The following is a 19,976-nucleotide window of genomic DNA, read 5'->3' on the forward strand; positions in this document are numbered from 1 at the left end:
ATAGGGAGCGCAGCCATACTGGTATAATCAGTCGTAGAGAGTGCGACGATGGACGATGATAGCAATCTGAGTACACCCCATTATTCAAGCGATCGCCATAAATTTTAATCGTCACTAAGGACTTTCTTCAGTTCTACTCTTATTTGGAGATTAAAATATCGTGACAACACAGGTATATAGCCAATCAGTTATAACATTTGATGGTCAAGATGATTATATAAATTTTGGCAGGAATGATATTGGTGGTGTTTTTGCTGAGGGTAGTTCAGCCTTTACGATTTCTGGATGGATTAATCCTCAAGAACTAAAAAATCAAGCCACTACATACGGAACGCACAATGTTTTTTTTGCGCGTTCCTCAGACCGATATAGTGATAACTTTGAGTTTGGCATCAATGAATCAGGAAACTTAGATATATATATTGATGAGAAGGTTGAGAAGGTTATCAGAACCTTTGGCAATGGAGAATTAACTGTCGGACAATGGCACTTCTTTGCTATTGTTTTTAATCGGGGTCAACTGACTATACACCTTGATGAGCATGAATATTTTGGCTATTTGACAGGTGACTCTTTAAACAAAGCAACTAGTCCTGTAACTCTGGGCGCGACTTTACACAACAGTATATACTTCACAGGTCAATTAGCTAACATTAGCGTCTGGAATTATCCCTGTCCGCCAGTGGAAATCCAAACACACCGCTCTGGGCCTCTAATCGGCAATGAACAAGGATTAGTTGCTTATTGGATGTTAAATGAAGGAGAAGGATCGACCGTCAAAGACCAGACTGAAAATACTCATAATGGAACTTTGCATGGTAATCCCAGTTGGGGTTTAGCACAAATTCCATTTGGAATTACCCAATCATCGAACCAGAGCCAGACAACAAGCAATTCCCCAGAAGAGAACCAGTCAGTTGCAGAGGTTTTCTCCACTGAACTAACTGCTGTTGGCCAAGCTGACTCGCAGCAATCCATTGAAGTTTCCCCAGATGTAGAAAACGACGTTCTTGCAACTCCCACTCCCGTAGCCTCGACTACAGGAAAGGGAAAAAAAGGGTCAAAGAAGCAGAGTGAAAATACCAACATTCAAACTTCCCAGCCAAAGCAAGAGGAGAAAGTCGAAATAGTTCAAGCAACTGAAAGTCAAGTTCCAACCGATATCCAACAGCCCAAAAGATCACAAAAATTAACTCAGGAGCGATCGCAAAAAACTATGATTACTACAGCCAATCCTAGATATAAAATTCTTTCCATTGATGGAGGCGGTATTCGAGGGATTATCCCAGCGCTAATATTAGCAGAAATTGAAAAGCGCACACAAAAACCGATTTTTAGTTTATTCGACTTAATTGCAGGCACTTCAACCGGAGGAATTCTGGCACTAGGATTGACTAAACCCCAATTAAGTTTAGATCCATCTATATCTGAAAGTGAAGCCCAAGCTCAGTACAGTGCCGAACAGATGGTTAAATTATATGTCGAATATGGGGCTGAGATATTTTACGAGCCATTTTTTGAACATCTGCTCGGCCCTCTTGAAGATATGTTTACTCAGCCCAAATATGCCTCTGATGGCAGAGAGGAAATTATCAACAAATATTTTGGTAATACCCCTCTAGAAAATAATCTTAAAGAAGTTTTCGTCACTAGCTACGATATCGAACAGCGAATTCCGATATTCTTTACCAACAAAATCGAAAAACAACAGATAGAATCTAAAAAATTTCGGAAGGTGAGTGTCGGTTTTACACTCAAAGATGCGGCAATGGCAACTAGTGCGACACCTACTTATTTTCCTCCCTATCGAGTTGCGACTTCTCATAATCCTAGTGGCTTTTATAATTTAGTAGATGGAGGATTGGTTGCTAATAATCCAGCAAGCTTGGCGATTACAGAAGCGAAAATCAGTAGACAAACTCAAAGAACAGCGCTACATACCAACGATATCTTATTAGTTTCCTTGGGTACAGGTTCACTGACGAGTGTCTACAAGTATAACGATGTCAAAAATTGGGGACAATTGCAATGGGTAAAACCTCTTTTAAACATTGTTATGGACGGTGGTAGTGAAGTTGTAGCCGGAGAATTAGAACACTTATTTGAGTCTACTGAAAAAGAAATCAGAGGCTCTTATTATAGATTTCAAACATTCCTCACAGGTGAGTTAGAAGACATAGATAATGTCAAATCAGAAAATATTCGTCAGCTACAAACTATAGCCCATCGACTGATTACAGAAAGAAGTCAACAAATCGATGAGTTATGTAGTATTTTGTCAGCCTAAAAAACAGGCAGGGGACGAGGAGATGAGGGAGACAAGGGGACAAGGGAGACAAGGGAGACAAGGGGACAAGGGAGACAAGGAGATAAATAAAACTCCTAACTCCTAACTCCTAACTCTTAACTCCTAACTCCTAACTCCTCACTCAGCACTCAATTTTGTACAAGGAAAAATTAGTCACCATCTCGATTAAGTACTAAGCTAGCAAGTAAGGGTGAATAAATTCTATTACCCTTAATCAAGATTTAACCAAGAATGTAAGGATTTAAGGTAATTCCAATGGATGAAGTCGTTAAAAAAATCGCTGCTTTGGGTCTTCCTGGCATACTTTTGGTAATTGCAGTTTCTGCATCAGGTTTGGCGGGTGGTTACGGCGTTGTAGCTGCCCTGGCGGGGTTGGGAGGCCCGTTTGGCATCATCGGCGGTCTAGGTGTGCTTGGTTTGACAACACTTGTAGGGGAAGCTATAGCGGGATTTGGAATTGAAGCAGTTCTCAAGAACATTTATACAGAACGTCGTAAAACCGAATCTGTGAGATATCTCCTCAAAGAAATTAAAGATTTACCGATTACAGAGGATCTAAAACTCAAACTAAAAAATGAACTGAACCCAACAATCACTGAGAATTTTGAAGATGTTCAGCCGCCAAAAACAATTGAAATCGTCGAGGAATAATTTTACTGTTACATTTGTTGAGACTACCAACAAAATGTTACTAAATTAAGTGCGATCGCGCTTAATTACTCTCAAATAATAAAATGGCCTCTGAGTCCGACTTCTATCGGATTAAACCCTCAAAGGCCATTATTCAAAATCATGCAATGCAGCCTGAAAATATATTTAAACAGGAACAGATTAAAACCTAAAAACTTGTTCTGCACTAATTCATTCAATTTATAGTTTTTAACCACCACTTGTATACAGTATGGGTTGATAATCAAATGAATTTTTCAGAAAAAAAAAGTTTAGATTTAGAGAAAATACAGCAAATTAAAAATGATTTTGAATTAGTTTTATTGGATAAAACTTCAATAAACGAATGTACAGTAATTATTAAAAAAATATTTCCCCTAGAAGTCATACTATATATTGTTTCAAGTTCAAATATTTCACTAGAACAAATTCGCTCTTATCTTCAAGATATATGCGATGAAGCATTACTACCAAGAGCTTTGGTATCAGTGTCTCATCTACCTTTAACTGCCACAGGAGATGTAGACGAATTAGCTTTGAGCAACATTCCTGTTATTGATGAAATTTTAATTGAGCGAGTAGAAAACCAACTTAATTTTGATCGCAGAATCGAACAGGCAGTGATAGTAGTGCAGGAGTTGAGAAAGCAGATCCCCTCACTCCATTTGTCAGATTTGCTCCCAGATTGGCAAAACAAAAATGCAATTGTTAACTTTTCCCCAGTTCCCAAAGACTCCCAACCCAGTACACAACAACATTTCTTTGAACTAAAACCACTTGCCATCAGCTACGGTGGTATTCTCCCTGACGATCCCAATGCACCTATTACCTTACCCGAAGTTTTGCAAAGAACTGCTCAACAGGCTACAGGTGGGGAAATTATTTACCTGTTGCCCGATGGAACAGAACTACGCCAATCCTACGCTGAGTTACTTGAAGTTGCAAAGCGAATTCTTACTGGTTTGAGAAAATTGGGACTCAAGCCAAAAAACAAAGTTATATTGCAAATGGAACTTAATTGTGACATTATTCCTACCTTTTGGGGCTGCCTACTGGGAGGCTTTGTACCCGTAATCATGGAAGTGTCACCAACTTATAGAGAATCAAACAAGGTGGTGGATAAGCTTTGTCATATTTGGCAGTTCTTAGATAGTCCAGTCATCTTAACTACAGAAGCTCTCAAACAAGAGGTAGAATTACTATCGCAATGGCTACCAGAAGAACGCCTAAAAATAGACACGATTGAAGCATTAAAAGACAACACTGCCAGCACACAATATTACCAGAGTCAACCAGATGAAGTAGCTCTTTTTAACTTAACTTCTGGTAGTACAGGAATTCCAAAATGCGTTCAATTGACTCATCAAAATCTCATTGCTCGCGCCAGAGGGGCCAATAAACTTAATCAACACGAGCCAGAAGATGTAATTTTGAATTGGCTACCGTTCGATCACATTGGCAGCATTTCCGACTGGCATATCCGTGGTGTAGAAATCGGTTGTACCCTAGTTTACGCACAAAAAGAATATATCTTAGGTCGCATCCTCAACTGGTTAGATTTAATCCATAAATACCGGATTACTCATAGCTGGGCCTCCAATTTTGCTTATGCCATAGTTAATGACTCTTTTAAACAAGAACCAGAACAAAACTGGAACTTATCTTGCGTAAAATTCCTACTAACAGCTGGTGAAGCAGTATCCAGTAAAGCTGTGGAGGATTTTCAAGAAAATTTAGTGACTTACGGACTCAAAGCAACGGCAATTAGACCAGCTTTTGGGATGGCAGAGATGGGTTCAGGGATTACATATTATCAGCCGCACCAAGAAGCACCTTTGTTGTTCCATAGGGTAGACAAATCTAGATTGCAAAGTACTATTAAACGAGTAGAAATAGACCATCTAAATCATCATATTTTTACTGATTTAGGTTCAGTTATTCCGGGAATTACCATTCGCATAGTAGATAATAACAACTCTGTATTAAAAGAAGACACCATAGGTCGTTTGCAAGTCAAAGGTGATGCAGTTTCTCCAGGATATTACAACAACCACGATGCCAACAGTCAATCATTTTTAAAAGAGGGCTGGTTTGATACTGGAGATTTAGGATTCATTGCCAACGGACAATTGGTGGTTACTGGTCGCGCGAAAGAAACTATTATCATCAATGGAGCTAACTACTACAGTCATGAAATTGAAGCAGTAGTTGAAGAAATTGGCGAAATTGAAGTGTCTTACACCGCCGCTTGTGCAGTCTGCGATGCTGATGATACAACGGAGAAACTAGCCATTTTCTTTAATTCGCCAATTACAGAAGACCAAAAACTATTAGAACTACTAACTAAAATTCGGCAGGCAGTCGTCAGTAAAATCGGGTTGAATCCTGATTATTTAATTTTATTACCTAAAGAAGATATACCCAAAACTGTTATTGGTAAAATCCAGCGATCGCAACTTCGCAATCGCTTTGGTGCAGGTGAGTTTAACCACATTATCAAACAAATTGATATATTACTAAATAATACTAATACTATTCCTGACTGGTTCTATCAAAAAGTCTGGCGACGTAAGAAAGCCAAGCTTCTAAAAGCTTTACCTCAAGGTTGTCTAACTATAGTCTTCCTCGACGAGTTAGGATTGGGGACATTTGTTTGTCAGCAATTAGAACAGCAAAACCTGCCATATTTGTGTGTTTCACCCGGCTCTGATTTTGCTAAAAAAAGTTCCCATCACTTCTTTTTAACTCCTGGAAATGCAGAGCATTATCAGCTCTTACTTGACACAATCAAGGCAGAGAAACAGACCATTGGTCAGATTCTCCATCTGTGGAATTATCAAGAGTATAGCGGAGAAATCAAAAGCCTAGCAGCTCTGGAAAAAGCGCAAGAACAGGGAATCTACAGTTTGTTATTTCTTGTCCAAGCCATAGCAAAAACTCAAATCCCAGATTTACAGTTATTGTTTGTTTCTAGCTACACCCAGTCTACGCAGCCAACAGACAAGATTGCTTATGAAAAATCTCCAGTTCTCGGTGTCATTAAAACTATTCCTCAAGAAATACCCTGGTTAAATTGCCGTCACATAGATTTGACACCAAATTTAATACAGGCAGATGGTAACTATGTTTTACAAGAACTCCAGGTTTTATCAAAAGACCAAGAGGTTGCTTACCGGGATAGAGAACGTTTAATTGCAGGTTTAGAAAAAGTTAATCTGCAAAAAAAAGCAAAGCAAGAACTTCCCTTAAAAGTGGGGGGAATGTATCTGATAAGTGGTGGGCTTGGAGGTGTTGCGGTTGAAACTGCTAAATATCTAATTCAGTTTTTTAATGCCAAATTATTATTAGTAGGTCGGACTCGTTTATCAAATGTCTCATTAGAAAAAGTCAAGGTTTATCAGGAATTAAAGCAGCTTGGCTCCGTGATTTATGAAGCAGTGGATATCTGCGACTTTCAAGCCGTGCAACAAGTGGTGGAAAAAGCCAAGGCTAACTGGGGATGCCAACTAGATGGCGTGATTCATCTGGCGGGAACTTATCACGAACAAATGCTAGTGAATGAAACACCACAGAGTTTAGCTGCAATTTTGCAACCTAAAGTGTTAGGCACTTGGGTGCTACATCAGGTACTTAAGAAGCAAGGACAGGGGATTTTCATTAGCTTTTCTTCTTTAGCAAGTTTCTTTGGTGGAGCGACAATTTCGGCTTATGCTGCTGCTAACAATTTTTTGGAAAGCTTTAATCAATATCAACGTTTTATTGGTGGGTTGCACAGCTATTGCTTTGCTTGGACAAATTGGCGTGATACAGGAATCAATAAAGGTTATCAGAGGCAAGAAATCACCCGCGCTCAAGGCTATTATGAGATGAGTTTGCAACAAGGATTATATTCCTTTTTGGCTGGTTTATATCACGACCAAGCCCAACTAATAGTCGGTTTAGATGGCAGCAATCCCAAAATTCGCCGTTTCACCTCTGAGTTTCCAGAATTACAGAAATTAACTGCCTATTTCACTACGAGTAACGGTTCTATCGTACCAGAGTTATCAGATTTGATGGTACGCGATCGCTTCGGAACAACCGTTAACTGTGACTTCGTGCAACTATCGCAAATGCCCCTCACCGCTAATGGTGAAATCAATCGAGAATTATTGACTAAGGGTATAACTCAAAAAGCGATCGCTCCCCGAAACGAAACGGAACGGCAAATAGCTCAAATCTGGCAAGAAATTTTAAAAATACCCCAAATTAGTGTTTACGACAACTTCTTTCAACTAGGAGGAAATTCTTTGCTAGCCTTCCAAGTCATTTCTCGGTTGCGCGAGGCTTTTTCTGTTGAATTGTCGCCAAATCGTTTTTTTGCATCCCCAACTATAGCTGGTTTGGGAGAAAGTCTTGAGGCGCTGCTAACTGTCGTCAGCAAGTGGAATGTAGCTATTGATGACGCAGAAGAAGAATATGAGGGAGGCGTATTATAAATGACAACAATAGAATTTGTATCTTATTTAAATAGTTTAGGCATAAAAATTTGGTTGGAAGGCGACCAGTTAAACTATCGCGCTCCCAAGCAAGTGATGAACCCAGACCTGAAAAACCAACTGCTAGAGCGAAAATCAGAAATCCTGGCTTTTCTAGAAGAAGCTAAGACTGCAACAGACTCTTCCTTTGAGCCAATACCATCTATGCAGCGTTCTGAGGAGTTGCCCTTATCCTTTGCCCAGCAGAGGATGTGGTTTCTCTATCAATTAGAGAGCCAAAGCCCATTTTATAATGAGAGTTGCCAGCTACGCCTTCAAGGTGTACTCAACACAGAAGCTCTTGAGCAGAGTATCAACGAAATCATCCGTCGTCACGAAATTCTGCGAACAACATTTCCAGCAGTAGATGGAAAACCCTTACAAGTCATCTCAGACAGCTTGGCGATCGCCATGCCAGTTCTAGACTTGCAAGGTTTAGAAGCATCAGAGGTACAACAGATTGTCAAAAAAGAAGCTGGCCAACCTTTTGATTTGAGTAATGGCCCTTTGTTGCGAATCGCTTTACTACGACTGGGGCCAGAGTCCCATATCCTGGTATTGACTATGCACCACATCATCACGGATGGCTGGTCAATGGGGATATTCATCAAAGAGTTGTCCAACCTCTACCGAGCTTTTACTCTTAGTTCCCCTTTGCTCCTTTCTGAGTTGCCTATCCAGTATGCTGATTTTGCAGTTTGGCAGCGACAGTGGTTAACTGAGTCAGTTCAAAAACAACAACTGAATTACTGGAAGCAACAGTTAGCTGGTGCTACACCCTTATTAGAACTACCCACAGACAAACCGCGTCCCCCCGTTCAGACTTTTTGTGGTGCTACCAAAGAATTTCAAATTGACCAGAATTTGAGCAAGCAAATCAAAACCTTCAGCCAACAGTCAGGAGCTACCTTATTTCATACCTTACTGGCGGCTTTTGTAGTTTTAATGTTTCGTTACAGTGGTCAGGATGATATCTGCATCGGTAGCGCGATCGCCAACCGCAACCGTAAAGATATAGAACCATTGATTGGCTTTTTTGTCAATACATTGGTACTGCGTCACCGGATTGAGGGAAATCCTAGTTTTTATGAGTTTCTCTCTCAAGCGCGACAAGTTGCAACCTCTGCTTACAGTCATCAGGATGTTCCTTTTGAACAAGTAGTAGAAGCGTTGCAACCAGAACGATCTCTGAGCTACAATCCCCTTTTCCAGGTGATGTTTGTCTTAGAGAATTTCTCGTTAGATACATTAGAGTTGCCTAATCTTACCTTGACTCCCCAACTGGTAAAAAGGGAGACATCTCAGTTTGATTTGAGCTTGGCAGTTTGGCAGACAAAAGCAGGATTGATGGGTTCGTGGGAATATAACAGCGACCTCTTTGAGCCAGATACCATTGCGAGGATGACAAGTCATTTCCAGACTTTGTTAGCAGCGATTATTGCTAATCCCAATCAACCTATTGCTGAGTTACCACTACTGACTGAGTGCGAACGTCATCAGTTGCTAGTGGAATGGAATGATACTTATACGCCTTATCCTGACAGCAAATGCATCCATCAGTTGTTTGAGGAGCAGGTTGAAAAAACGCCAAATGCATTAGCTGTGGTCTATGAGGACGAGTCTCTGACATACCAACAGTTGAACCTCCGCGCCAATCAGTTGGCGCATCATCTGCAATCTTTAGGTGTTGGTGCAGAAGTACTGGTGGGAATTTGTGTTGAGCGTTCGCCCTTAATGATAGTAGGATTGCTGGGCATTCTCAAGGCTGGTGGGGCTTATGTACCGCTTGACCCAGCATATCCCCAAGAGCGGTTGGCGTTTATGCTAGAAGATGCCCAAGTTAAAGTACTGTTGACCCAGGAAAGCTTGGTCGCAACGCTACCGTCACATCAAGCGCAGGTGATTTGTCTGGATAGCGACACAGCAATCTTCAGCACCAGTGTAGAGAATTTACTCCACACAGCAACAACTGACAATCTGGCTTATGTGATTTACACTTCCGGTTCCACTGGCAAACCCAAAGGAGTGCAAATTGAACATCGAGGATTGTTAAATCTCGTCTTTTGGCATCAACAAGCTTTTGCAGTGTCGCCGCTTGACCGAGCAACACAAATTGCGGGAGTCGCATTTGACGCTTGTGGTTGGGAAATCTGGCCTTATCTGACTGCTGGAGCTAGCATTCACTTTCCCAATGATGAAACCCGGCTTTACCCTGAGCAACTACGAGATTGGTTGTTGTCAAAGGCAATAACCATTAGTTTCCTACCGACACCAATGGCCGAGAAAATTCTATCATTAAATTGGCCGGCGAATGCTGCTTTGCGGACTTTACTCACAGGTGGGGATCAACTTCATCAATATCCTTCGGCTGCTCATCCCTTTAAGGTGGTGAATAATTACGGCCCAACAGAGAATACTGTAGTCACAACATCTGGTACTGTTCCTAAAAGCCAACAAGACTATATACCACCTGCGATTGGGGGGGCGATCGCTAATACTCAAGTTTATATACTCGATTCCCTGTTGCAGCCTGTACCCATTGGTGTGACTGGAGAATTGTACATCGGTGGTGAGAGCTTGGCACGAGGCTACCTCCACCGTCCCGACTTGACGGCTGAAAGATTCATTCGTAATCCTTTCCAAAGAGGCAGAGGGGCAGGGGAGCAGGGAGCAGGGAGCAGGGGAGAAATAAAAGAGCGGCTTTATCGAACAGGCGATTTGGTTCGCTACCAAGCCGATGGCAATATAGAATTCTTGGGTCGCATTGATAACCAAGTTAAAATTCGTGGCTTTCGCATTGAACTTTCGGAAATTGAAGCGGCTTTGACTCAACACCCACAGGTACGCGATGCTGTTGTGCTTGCCAGAGAAGATAAACCTAGTATTAAGAGTTTGGCAGCATATATCATCCCAGAATTGACACAGCCAACCAGTAATGAGCTACGTCTGTTTCTCAAGTCAAAGCTCCCCAGTTACATGGTACCTGCATCCTTCACAGTTCTAGAAGCTTTGCCGATTACCCCCAACGGCAAAGTAGACCGTCGTGCATTACCAGTACCAGAGTTCGAGTTCGATGAATCTACTGGCTTTGTCTCCCCCCACACCCATACTCAAGAAGTCTTGGCAAAGATTTGGCGGGATGTTTTGGTACTTAAACAAGTCGGTATCCACGACAATTTCTTTGAATTGGGCGGGGATTCCATCATTAGTATGCAAATTATTGCTAAAGCTAATCAAGCCGGACTCAAGCTGACTCCGAAACAACTTTTTCAACACCAAACAATTGCTGAATTAGCTGCTGTTGCTGGTACAATTAACTTGGTTCAATCAGAACAAAGTTTAGTTACAGGGGTTGTCCCTCTAACACCGATTCAGCACTGGTTCTTTGGGCAAAATCTGCCGGAACCTCATCACTTTAACCAATCCTTCCTGCTAGAAGTTCCCGCAAATTTGCAACCGGAGTTATTAAAGCAGGCACTACAAAAATTACTGTACCATCACGATGCTTTACGCCTGCGGTTTGTGCAGCAGGAGGGGCAATGGCAGCAGTACAACAGTGATGTGAGCGATGGCGTATCGTTGGGTATTGCAGATTTGTCTGATCTGCCCCAAGCAGAACAGTTAAGGACAATAGAAGCAAGGGCAGACGCAGCACAAAGGACGCTGAACTTAGCAGATGGGCCGCTAATGCGGGTCGTTCTATTTCATTTAGGCAATTCTCCCGGACGTTTACTCATCGTCATCCATCACTTGGCTGTAGATGGGATCTCGTGGCGAATATTGTTAGAAGATTTATCTGGAGCATACAAACAATTAGAAACTGGCAAAAGTATCCAACTACCTGCAAAAACAACTTCCTTTAAGGATTGGGCAATTCGATTGCAGGATTATGCCCGCTCTCAAGAATACTCACAGCTAGATTACTGGCTGGACTCAATGCAGTTGCCAATTGCTCTTTTACCGTTGGATTATGCTGCTGTTGCCCAAGATAATACTGTAGCTTCCAGTCGGATTGTATCTGTATACCTGAGTGGAGAACAGACTCGCGCTCTATTACAGGATGTCCCTGGAGCTTACAATACTCAAATTAACGATGTGCTATTGACCGCGTTGGTGCAAACTTTCACTCGTTGGACGGGTTCTCACTCTTTATTGATTGACTTAGAAGGTCATGGACGAGAGGACTTGTTTGAGGATGTGGACTTGTCTCGTACTGTAGGCTGGTTTACTAGTATATTCCCTGTGCTGTTAAAACTTGAGGATCGTTTCGATACCGGAGAGGTTCTCAAGTCGGTCAAAGAGCAACTGCGAAGTATTCCTAACCGGGGTATTGATTATGGCATCTGGCGCTATCTTAGGCTGGATGAGAGCGATCGCAGTGAAAAAGCAGGGGGCAGGGGGCAGGGAGCAGGGGAGCAGGGGAGCAGGGGAGCAGGGGAGCAGGGGAGCAGAGGAGCAGGGAGCAGGGGAGAAAAACTACCTATACCAGTCCTACCCCGAGCTGAGGTGAGCTTTAACTACTTGGGTCAATTTGACCAAACGCAGTTAGCAACCCTTGGCTGGAAATATGCTCAAGAGTCTTGCGGTTCCATTCACAGCCCTAAAGGACAACGCCGCCATTTGTTAACAGTGAATGGATTAGTCGTTGAAGGCAGGCTGAAACTGGAATGGCAATATAGCGAGCATTTCCATAGCCGGGCCACTGTAGAAAATCTGGCTAATGAGTATATAGAAACCTTAGAAACTATTATTGCCCACTGTTTATCCCCAGAGGCAGGTGGCTATACTCCTTCAGATTTCCCAGAAGTTGAGTTTAGCCAAGAAGCTTTGGACGAACTGCTAGCAGAAATTAATTAAAAATAAAGTCGTCTACATTTAAAACCAAATTTCTGTTTTAACAAGGTTTTCTGCAAATAAACTAAATTCTTGGAGGTGATTTATAACAAAGCTACTAATGACTCGCTACTAAAAAATATCATGATGATTACTCAGGAAAAACTATGCTGGAATTTCAGATTGAATTTAAACCTCGTATCCCTCCTGCCAAAAATTTAGTCATAGGTACTTTGGGGCCTGCTGCTACTAGTAGTGATTATGCTGCTAAACATATAACTAACCATCTGACTTCAGAACAAGTAACTGTATCAACTCAGTTATTTGATACTTTTACAGATGTTAGAGAAGCTTTGCTGCAAGACAAGGTGAATTTGGCTTTAGTTCCTCATGCTTACGACCGGATTAATGAGTTTTATATGGAGCCAAGTTTTGATTTAGGTTTCATTTTTATATATCCTACTCCAGTTTATGGATTGGCTAAGAAAAAAAATACAGAGGTAGTTTTCAACGGTTCTAGAATTGTTACTCATCCTGCTCCTTTACCTTTGTTGACAGAACTCTTGCCAGATTCTCAAGATCGAACACAAATACAAGTGGATTTGTCTCCTTCTACCAGCGATTCAGCAATTCAAGTAATGCAGGGTTTAGCTGATTTGGCTATTACTAATGAGAATGCTGTTAAAGCCTACGATTTAGAGTTTATTTCAACCTACGGAAATATCCAGATGAGTTGGTCAATTTTCCAGAAAAAATTAGCAGAAAATTATGTCTAAATATTTTCCTCAGCCAAAAACCATCAAAATTAATTCAGATGTAGAGTTAATTGCATTTCAATGTCAAGATACAGTTGTGCAATTAGTTTCTATTCCAGCAGGGGCTACGTTTGAATTACATCGGCATCCTGAAAGTCAAATTGGAATGCAAATAAAAGGGCGTTTAGAAATAAATATTAATGGTACTAAAGAAATTCTTGAACCCCTTGAGCAAGTTTATGTGGCAGGTTCTAATGTTCTTCATGGTTCTATAAACCCTTTCTCCGAAACAGCATTAGCATTTGATGTGAAACGCATCACTCATTCTGAGGAAGCTGAGGAAGCTATTTTGAAAGTTTCACCAACTCCAGATGAAATTACAGGTTTTGAGTGCCAGTCTGTTGTTGGTTCTTGGTTTAAAATTATTATTACTAAAATTCCTCCCAAAGGGATAATACCAATTCGCCAGTCTGCTAGTGAAACAATGGGAATAATTCTTAACGGTCAGTTGAGAATGATGGTGGAAGAACAACAGCAGCAGTTAGAATCTAATAGTGTTTATTATGCTCCGGCTGATGTTCTTTATGGAGGATATAATCTCTGTGACGAAATAGTATTTTTGGTTGAAATTTCAATTAAACCTCCCTCTCTTCTCTCAGTACAAGATACTGTTTCCAAGACATATATGGCGCGATCGCTAACTACTTCGTAAGGGAACAATCATGGATTTAGGATTAACACAGAAAGTAGCTTTAGTGACAGGAGCAAGTGCTGGTATAGGTTATAGCGTTGCCCAAAAGCTGGCAGCAGAAGGTTGTCAGTTAATAATTTGTGGGAGAAATTATGAGCGGTTAGAACAAGCTTATCAAGGTTTGGTTGGTTCTCAAGTTAAAATTATCCCGATTTGTGCTGATGTGCAAAATGCAAGTGATTCTCAAAAATTAGTCCAAGAAGTTATCAGACAATTTGGTAAAATTGATATCTTAGTTAATAATTCAGAAGGGGCTAGTTTTTCTAATGAAGCAATAGAAAATCTATCTGATGAAGATTGGATAACTGTGTTTGAAGGTAAGTTAATGGGCTATATTCGCATGACGAATTTAGTGCTACCGACAATGAAAAATCAGCAATGGGGGCGCATTATTAATATTGTTGGAACATCAGGAAAAGAACCTTCTAGTCGTCTTGTGAAATCGGGAGTGGCGAATGCTGGATTAATCAACTTTACTAAAACTGTTGCTTCGCAAGTTGCTAAGTGGAATGTTTTAGTTACCTGTGTCAATCCTGGTCTGATTGATACTCCAAGGCATAGAGAATATTTAGAAATATTTGCCCAAGAGGAAGGTCGGACGGTTGATTCGATAATAGAAAGAACGAATAAGATAATTCCTCTTGGTCGCCGCGGTGTTTCTAGTGAGGTTGCTAATTTGGTAGCTTTTCTAGCGTCAGAATGTGCTAGCTATATTACGGGTGTTACTATTCCGATAGATGGCGGATTGTCAACGTCTGCTTTTTAAGAGATTGGGTAAGTTTTTAGTTTATATAAGTTCTATTTTATTTATGAAAATTACTTTTTTTAAACGAACCGCAGAGGCCCAGAGGTTATTAATACATTGCTAATAAAATTGGGCAAACCTCTACGTACCTTTGCGCTTGACTCTGCGCTCCTCTGCGTTAATAAACATTGGTTTTGTACCTCACTTAAATGAAAATCGCAATAACATAATTAAGAGCGTCTTTAAAAAACAATGGTAGTTGCACAAAAACAAAGTAAAAATAAAGATATTGAATCTATTTATCCCCTTTCACCTACGCAGGAGGGGATACTCTTTCATACTCTCTATGAGTCGGAATCGACAATCTATTTTGAGCAGTTTCAATTAACTATTCATGGCAATTTAGATTCAGGTATATTTGAACAAGCTTGGCAACTGTTGGTAGAGCGACATTCGGCTTTGCGGACTCTTTTTGTTTGGAAGAATCGCAAACAATCAGTTCAGGTGGTGCGTAAACAAGTGAATTTGCCTTGGTCTATTTTAGACTGGCGAATGTTTCCTCAGCAAGAGCAAGAAATACGTCTCAATTCTTTCTTAGATTCAGATAGAAAACAAGGTTTTGAACTTGACAAAGCTCCATTAATGCGCTTTGCTTTAATCCGAGTAGCCGATGAAACTTATGAGTTTGTTTGGAGTTTTCATCACCTATTAGTTGATGGCTGGAGTTGGCCGATTATCTTCAAAGAATTGTTTGCTTTATATGAGTCAATTCAGAACGGTCAACAGTTATATTTAGCTCCCAGTCGTCCTTACCGAGATTATATTAATTGGTTGCAACAGCAAGATTTGGCTGAAGCGAAGGCATTCTGGCAACAAAATCTTGAGGGGTTTACTGCACCTACGCCTTTAATAGTTGAACGATCGCTAGGGCAGAGTTCTCACCAACAGCAAAATATTGAGGTGCGATCGCAACATCTATCAACCGAGACGACAACTACCTTAAAATCTTTTGCCCAACAACATCATCTCACACTTGCCACCTTGATACAAGCAGCTTGGGGGCTGTTACTAAGTCGTTATAGTGGTGAGTCTGATGTAGTTTTTGGCACTACTGTATCTGGGCGTCCACCTACTTTATCTGGTGTGGAGTCGATGGTGGGATTGTTCATTAATACATTACCCGCACGGGTGAAAATCCCGGATACAACCGATTTGTTAACCTGGCTGCGGTTGTTGCAACAAGAATATATAGAACGGGAGCAATATTCATACACCCCACTGGTAGATATTCAAGGCGTAAGTGAAATTCCTCGCACTCAACTTTTGTTTGAAAGCCTGGTTGTATTTGAAAACTATCCTGTAAATGTAACATTGCAGCAACTCCCTGGAAACTTAAGCATTGGGGAACTACAAGACAGAGGACAAACCAATTATCCTCTCACACTGCTGGCAATTCCTGGCGAGGAAATGACTGTAAAAATTTACTACGATCGCCAACGCTTTGATGCAAACATTATCGATCGCATGGCTGGTCATTTCCTTACTCTGTTGCAGGGAATTACCGCTAATCCTCATCGCACCCCAGGCGAGTTACCGATACTGACTCCAAGAGAGCAAGATTTGCTTTTAGTACAGTGGAATGCTACCTCAGCAGCACATCCCATCAATCGTTGCATCCATCAGTTATTTGAGGAGCAAGTTGAAAGAACACCCCAAGCCTTAGCGGTGGTATATGAAAATCAACGATTGACTTATGAGGAGTTAAATCAGCAAGCCAATAAAATCGCCCACTACTTGCAACGCTTCGGTGTGAAACCGGATGTCCCAGTGGGTATTTGTGTGGAGCGATCGCTAGCAGCTGCTAGCGCTATTTTAGGAACTCTCAAGGCTGGAGGAGTTTGCGTTCCCCTCGATCCTACTTATCCATCAGAGCGTTTAGCCTTCATGCTCAACGATTCTCAAACACCAGTCATCTTAACTCAAACACATTTGCAGTCATTATTTAATGGCAACTTGGCTCATCGTCTAATTGTGTTAGATGAAGATGAAGACGAAATCGCCAAAGAATCTGAGAGTAATCTGCAAGTTGAGGTAGGAGTTGATAATTTAGCCTATATCATATATACCTCTGGCTCTACTGGCACTCCTAAAGGCACTCTTGTTACCCAGCGATCGCTCGCCAATTTAGTAGCACACCATCAGGCAAAAATGGCCACAGGTATTGGTGTGCTTCAGTTTGCCTCCCTGAGTTTTGATGTCAGCTATCACGAAATATCCGTGGCGTGGGGCTTGGGAGGTACGCTGTATATGATTTCTGAATGCGATCGCAAAGATTTAGATAAATTAATTCATTTACTTGCTAATAACCCAATTGGTAAAGTTTTTCTGCCAGTTAGCCTTTGGCAGCAATTAGCAGAAATATACGGAGAGCAAGAACATCTATTTCAGAATATTCGGGAAGCGATCGCTTGTGGCGAACAACTCCAAATTACTCAGCCTACGATCGAGCTGTTTAAGCGTCTGGAAAATTGTACACTCTACAATTTCTATGGCCCTACAGAAGCAGACTTAGTTACAGCTTATACTTTTAGCCAAAACCCAGATGAATGGCCGATTTATCCGCCCATTGGTAAAGCTGCTGTCAACGTGCAAGTTTATTTATTAGACAACAATCTGCAACCCGTGCCGATTGGTGTGGCTGGGGAACTCTACGTGAGTGGTGATGGTTTGGCTCGTGGCTACCTCAATCGTGCAGATTTGACGAATCAGAAATTTCTCCCAAATCCGTTTACCGATTTTGGATTGCCGATTTTAGATTTTAGATTGAGGGACACAAGTGAAAATTTCCAATCTGCTGAAAGTTCTGAGAATCCAAAATCCAAAATCCAAAATCTAAAATCAAGTTGTTTGTACAAAACTGGGGACTTAGCCCAATATCTACCAGATGGGAATATCGAGTTTTTGGGACGAATAGATGATTTAGTAAAAATTCGGGGCTTTCGCGTTGAACTGGGAGAAGTTGAAGCCGTTCTGAGCAAACATCCTCAAATTAACCAAGCAGTAGCAAAAGTGTATGGGGAAAGTGCCAGGGAAAAATATTTAGTCGCTTACTTTGTCCCCATTGTGGGAGAGACAATCACAGTCGAACAACTGCGGGCTTTTTTAACTAAGCAATTGCCAGATTATATGATTCCATCGGCTTTTGTCGAAATGGAATCATTCCCGCTCACACCCAATGGTAAGGTAAACCGTCGCGCTCTCCCAGAACCAACAACCAGCCGACCGGAATTAAGTCAAACTTTTGTTGAACCGCGTACTCCCACTGAAGAAATCTTGGCTGGGATTTGGAGAGATGTTTTAGGGTTAGAACGAGTTGGTATTTACGATAACTTCTTTGATTTGGGGGGACATTCTTTACTAGCAACTCAGGTGATTGCTTTAACGCGCAAAGCATTTGGGATAGAATTACCACTATTGAGTTTATTTGAGTCTCCTGCGATCGCACCTTTAGCTCAAAAAATTGCTACAGCTAAAGCCCCAGACCGGCAGGAGTTAGCTCTAAAACGACTTCCTCCCCAAAACGAGCCAATACCAATTTCTTTAACCCAGCTAGAGTTGTGGTTTTTTGACCAATTCTATCCAGGCAATTCCATCTATAACCTGCCTTTGGTCTATCGCATCACAGGTGCGCTTAACGAGAAAGCATTAGAGGAGAGTTTAAGAGAAATTGTCCGGCGACATGAGACATTGCGATCGACTTTTCAGGTTAAGAATGGCCAAGTCGTCTATGCTGTTATTAACGAGCCTGTCTTTGACTTTTCAGTAATCGATCTCCGGCACATCAGCGAAACTGAGCGCGAAGCTCAAGCTACACAACAGGCTGAACAGGAAATTAAGCATCCTTTCGATTTGGCACGAGGCCCTTTATTACGCAGCAAGCTTTGGCGTTTGGATGAACAAGAGTATCTATTTGTTGCCGTCACCCACCATATCGTTGCTGATGGTTGGTCTTTTAGTGTCCTAACCCAAGAACTAGCAAAGGTTTACGAAGCCTTTTGTGAGGGTAAGCCGTCGCCGTTGACTGAGTTACCGATTAAATATACCGACTTTGCTCAATGGCAGAGGCAGTGGTTACAAGGAGAAGTCTTAGAGTCTCAGCTTCAGTTTTGGCAAAAGCATTTAGGCACTAGTCCGCCAATATTGAAGCTACCATGCGTTAGCGAAGCTGGCCGTAGGCATCGCCCACGTCCACCAGTGCGAACCTTCAAGGGTTCGAGTCAATCAGTATTTCTCTCAAAAAAATTAACCGAAGCGCTGAAGGCACTGAGTCAACAGGAAGGCGTAACCCTGTTTATGACATTGTTGGCAGCATTCCAGACATTACTCTTCTCTTATACAAGACAGGAAAATATCATTGTCAGCAGCGCCTTGGCAAATCGCACCAAAGTAGAAACTGAAGGACTGATTGGTTTCTTTGTCAATTTACTGCCATTTTGTACCAATTTAGGAGGAAATCCCAGCTTCCGAGAACTACTTAGCCGAGTGCGCGAGGTAGCCTTGGGTGTTTACGCTCATCAAGAAATGCCCCTGATTAAGCTAATAGAAGAACTCCAACCAGTCAGAGATCCCAGTTACACATTAATAAATCAAGTAATGTTTGTCTTTCAAAATACTCCAGAGGATAATTTACAATTTGCAAATCTTACTTTGAAAGAGCAGTTGATTGCTAGAGATACAAAAGATACCGCAGAGTTTGATTTAGAGTTAACGCTCGAAGAAACATCAACAGGTATTGAAGGTCTGCTTGTATACAGAACCGATTTATTTGAAGCTGCCACTATTACCAAGATGGTCGATAATTTTCAGACTTTACTGGAAAAAATAACGACCAATTATAACCAGCGTTTAACTGAACTTATCTTAATATCTGAACCCCCAAGTTTGCCCACTCAAACTGTTGTCTCTCCAATATCGAGGGATTTTGTTACACCTCAAAATTCTATCGAAGAAGTTGTGTTAGCTATCTGGAAAGAAATTTTAGGGATAGATCGGATTAGCACTCAAGACAACTTTTTTGAACTGGGAGGACATTCTGCTCAAGCTCTTGAAGTTATCTGCAAACTACAGTCAGCTTTGCAAGTCGAACTACCGTTGATTTACTTGTTTGAAAAACCTACTGTATTTCAGCTAGCAGCAGCCATCCAATATCAATTAAATAGTTAAGAAATTTCATTTCCATGTAGGGTGTGTTATCGCATAGCGCAACGCACCGTCAACAATCCAAGGTGCGTTAGCCTACGGCATAACACACCCTACGTCTGGAAGTACTTTAAACTTCGATTTATTCTTGCCTACTTATCTAATATTTCAACTGCTCTGTCCAAGCAAATCTTAATTT

The 19,976-nt window shown here is 41.3% G+C and carries 8 protein-coding genes; all 8 read left to right on the forward strand.

What is annotated here, in order from left to right:
* Positions 1–160 precede the first annotated feature (160 nt).
* The 8 genes from NSTC731_RS27580 (at position 161) to NSTC731_RS27615 (ending at position 19,801) form a co-directional block, all read left to right on the forward strand.
* Complete coding sequence (locus NSTC731_RS27580; RefSeq protein ID WP_445627745.1) at positions 161–2,287, forward strand: patatin-like phospholipase family protein; 2,127 nt, start codon at positions 161–163, stop codon at positions 2,285–2,287.
* A 276-nt stretch (positions 2,288–2,563) separates the two neighbouring features.
* Positions 2,564–2,959: a hypothetical protein gene (locus tag NSTC731_RS27585; RefSeq protein ID WP_445627746.1), complete on the forward strand. Its 396-nt coding sequence runs from the start codon at positions 2,564–2,566 to the stop codon at positions 2,957–2,959.
* Positions 2,960–3,225: 266 nt separating this feature from the next.
* Positions 3,226–7,455 (forward strand): SDR family NAD(P)-dependent oxidoreductase, encoded by a 4,230-nt coding sequence (locus NSTC731_RS27590; RefSeq protein WP_445627747.1) that lies wholly within the window; start codon positions 3,226–3,228, stop codon positions 7,453–7,455.
* Positions 7,456–12,351: an amino acid adenylation domain-containing protein gene (locus NSTC731_RS27595; protein WP_445627748.1), complete on the forward strand. Its 4,896-nt coding sequence runs from the start codon at positions 7,456–7,458 to the stop codon at positions 12,349–12,351.
* A 143-nt stretch (positions 12,352–12,494) separates the two neighbouring features.
* Entirely contained in the window at positions 12,495–13,103 is a 609-nt protein-coding gene (locus NSTC731_RS27600; RefSeq protein ID WP_445627749.1) for a LysR family transcriptional regulator, read from the forward strand.
* Positions 13,096–13,794, forward strand: a complete 699-nt coding sequence (locus NSTC731_RS27605) for a cupin domain-containing protein (RefSeq protein ID WP_445627750.1) — start codon at positions 13,096–13,098, stop codon at positions 13,792–13,794. The genes NSTC731_RS27600 and NSTC731_RS27605 overlap by 8 nt, the downstream gene beginning before the upstream one ends.
* Before the next feature lie 10 nt (positions 13,795–13,804).
* Positions 13,805–14,599 (forward strand): SDR family oxidoreductase, encoded by a 795-nt coding sequence (locus tag NSTC731_RS27610; protein ID WP_445627751.1) that lies wholly within the window; start codon positions 13,805–13,807, stop codon positions 14,597–14,599.
* Positions 14,600–14,830: 231 nt separating this feature from the next.
* On the forward strand, positions 14,831–19,801 hold the full coding sequence (locus NSTC731_RS27615; protein WP_445627752.1) for an amino acid adenylation domain-containing protein: 4,971 nt from the start codon (positions 14,831–14,833) through the stop codon (positions 19,799–19,801).
* Positions 19,802–19,976 lie beyond the last annotated feature (175 nt).

It is taken from the genome of Nostoc sp. DSM 114167 (assembly GCF_052692655.1).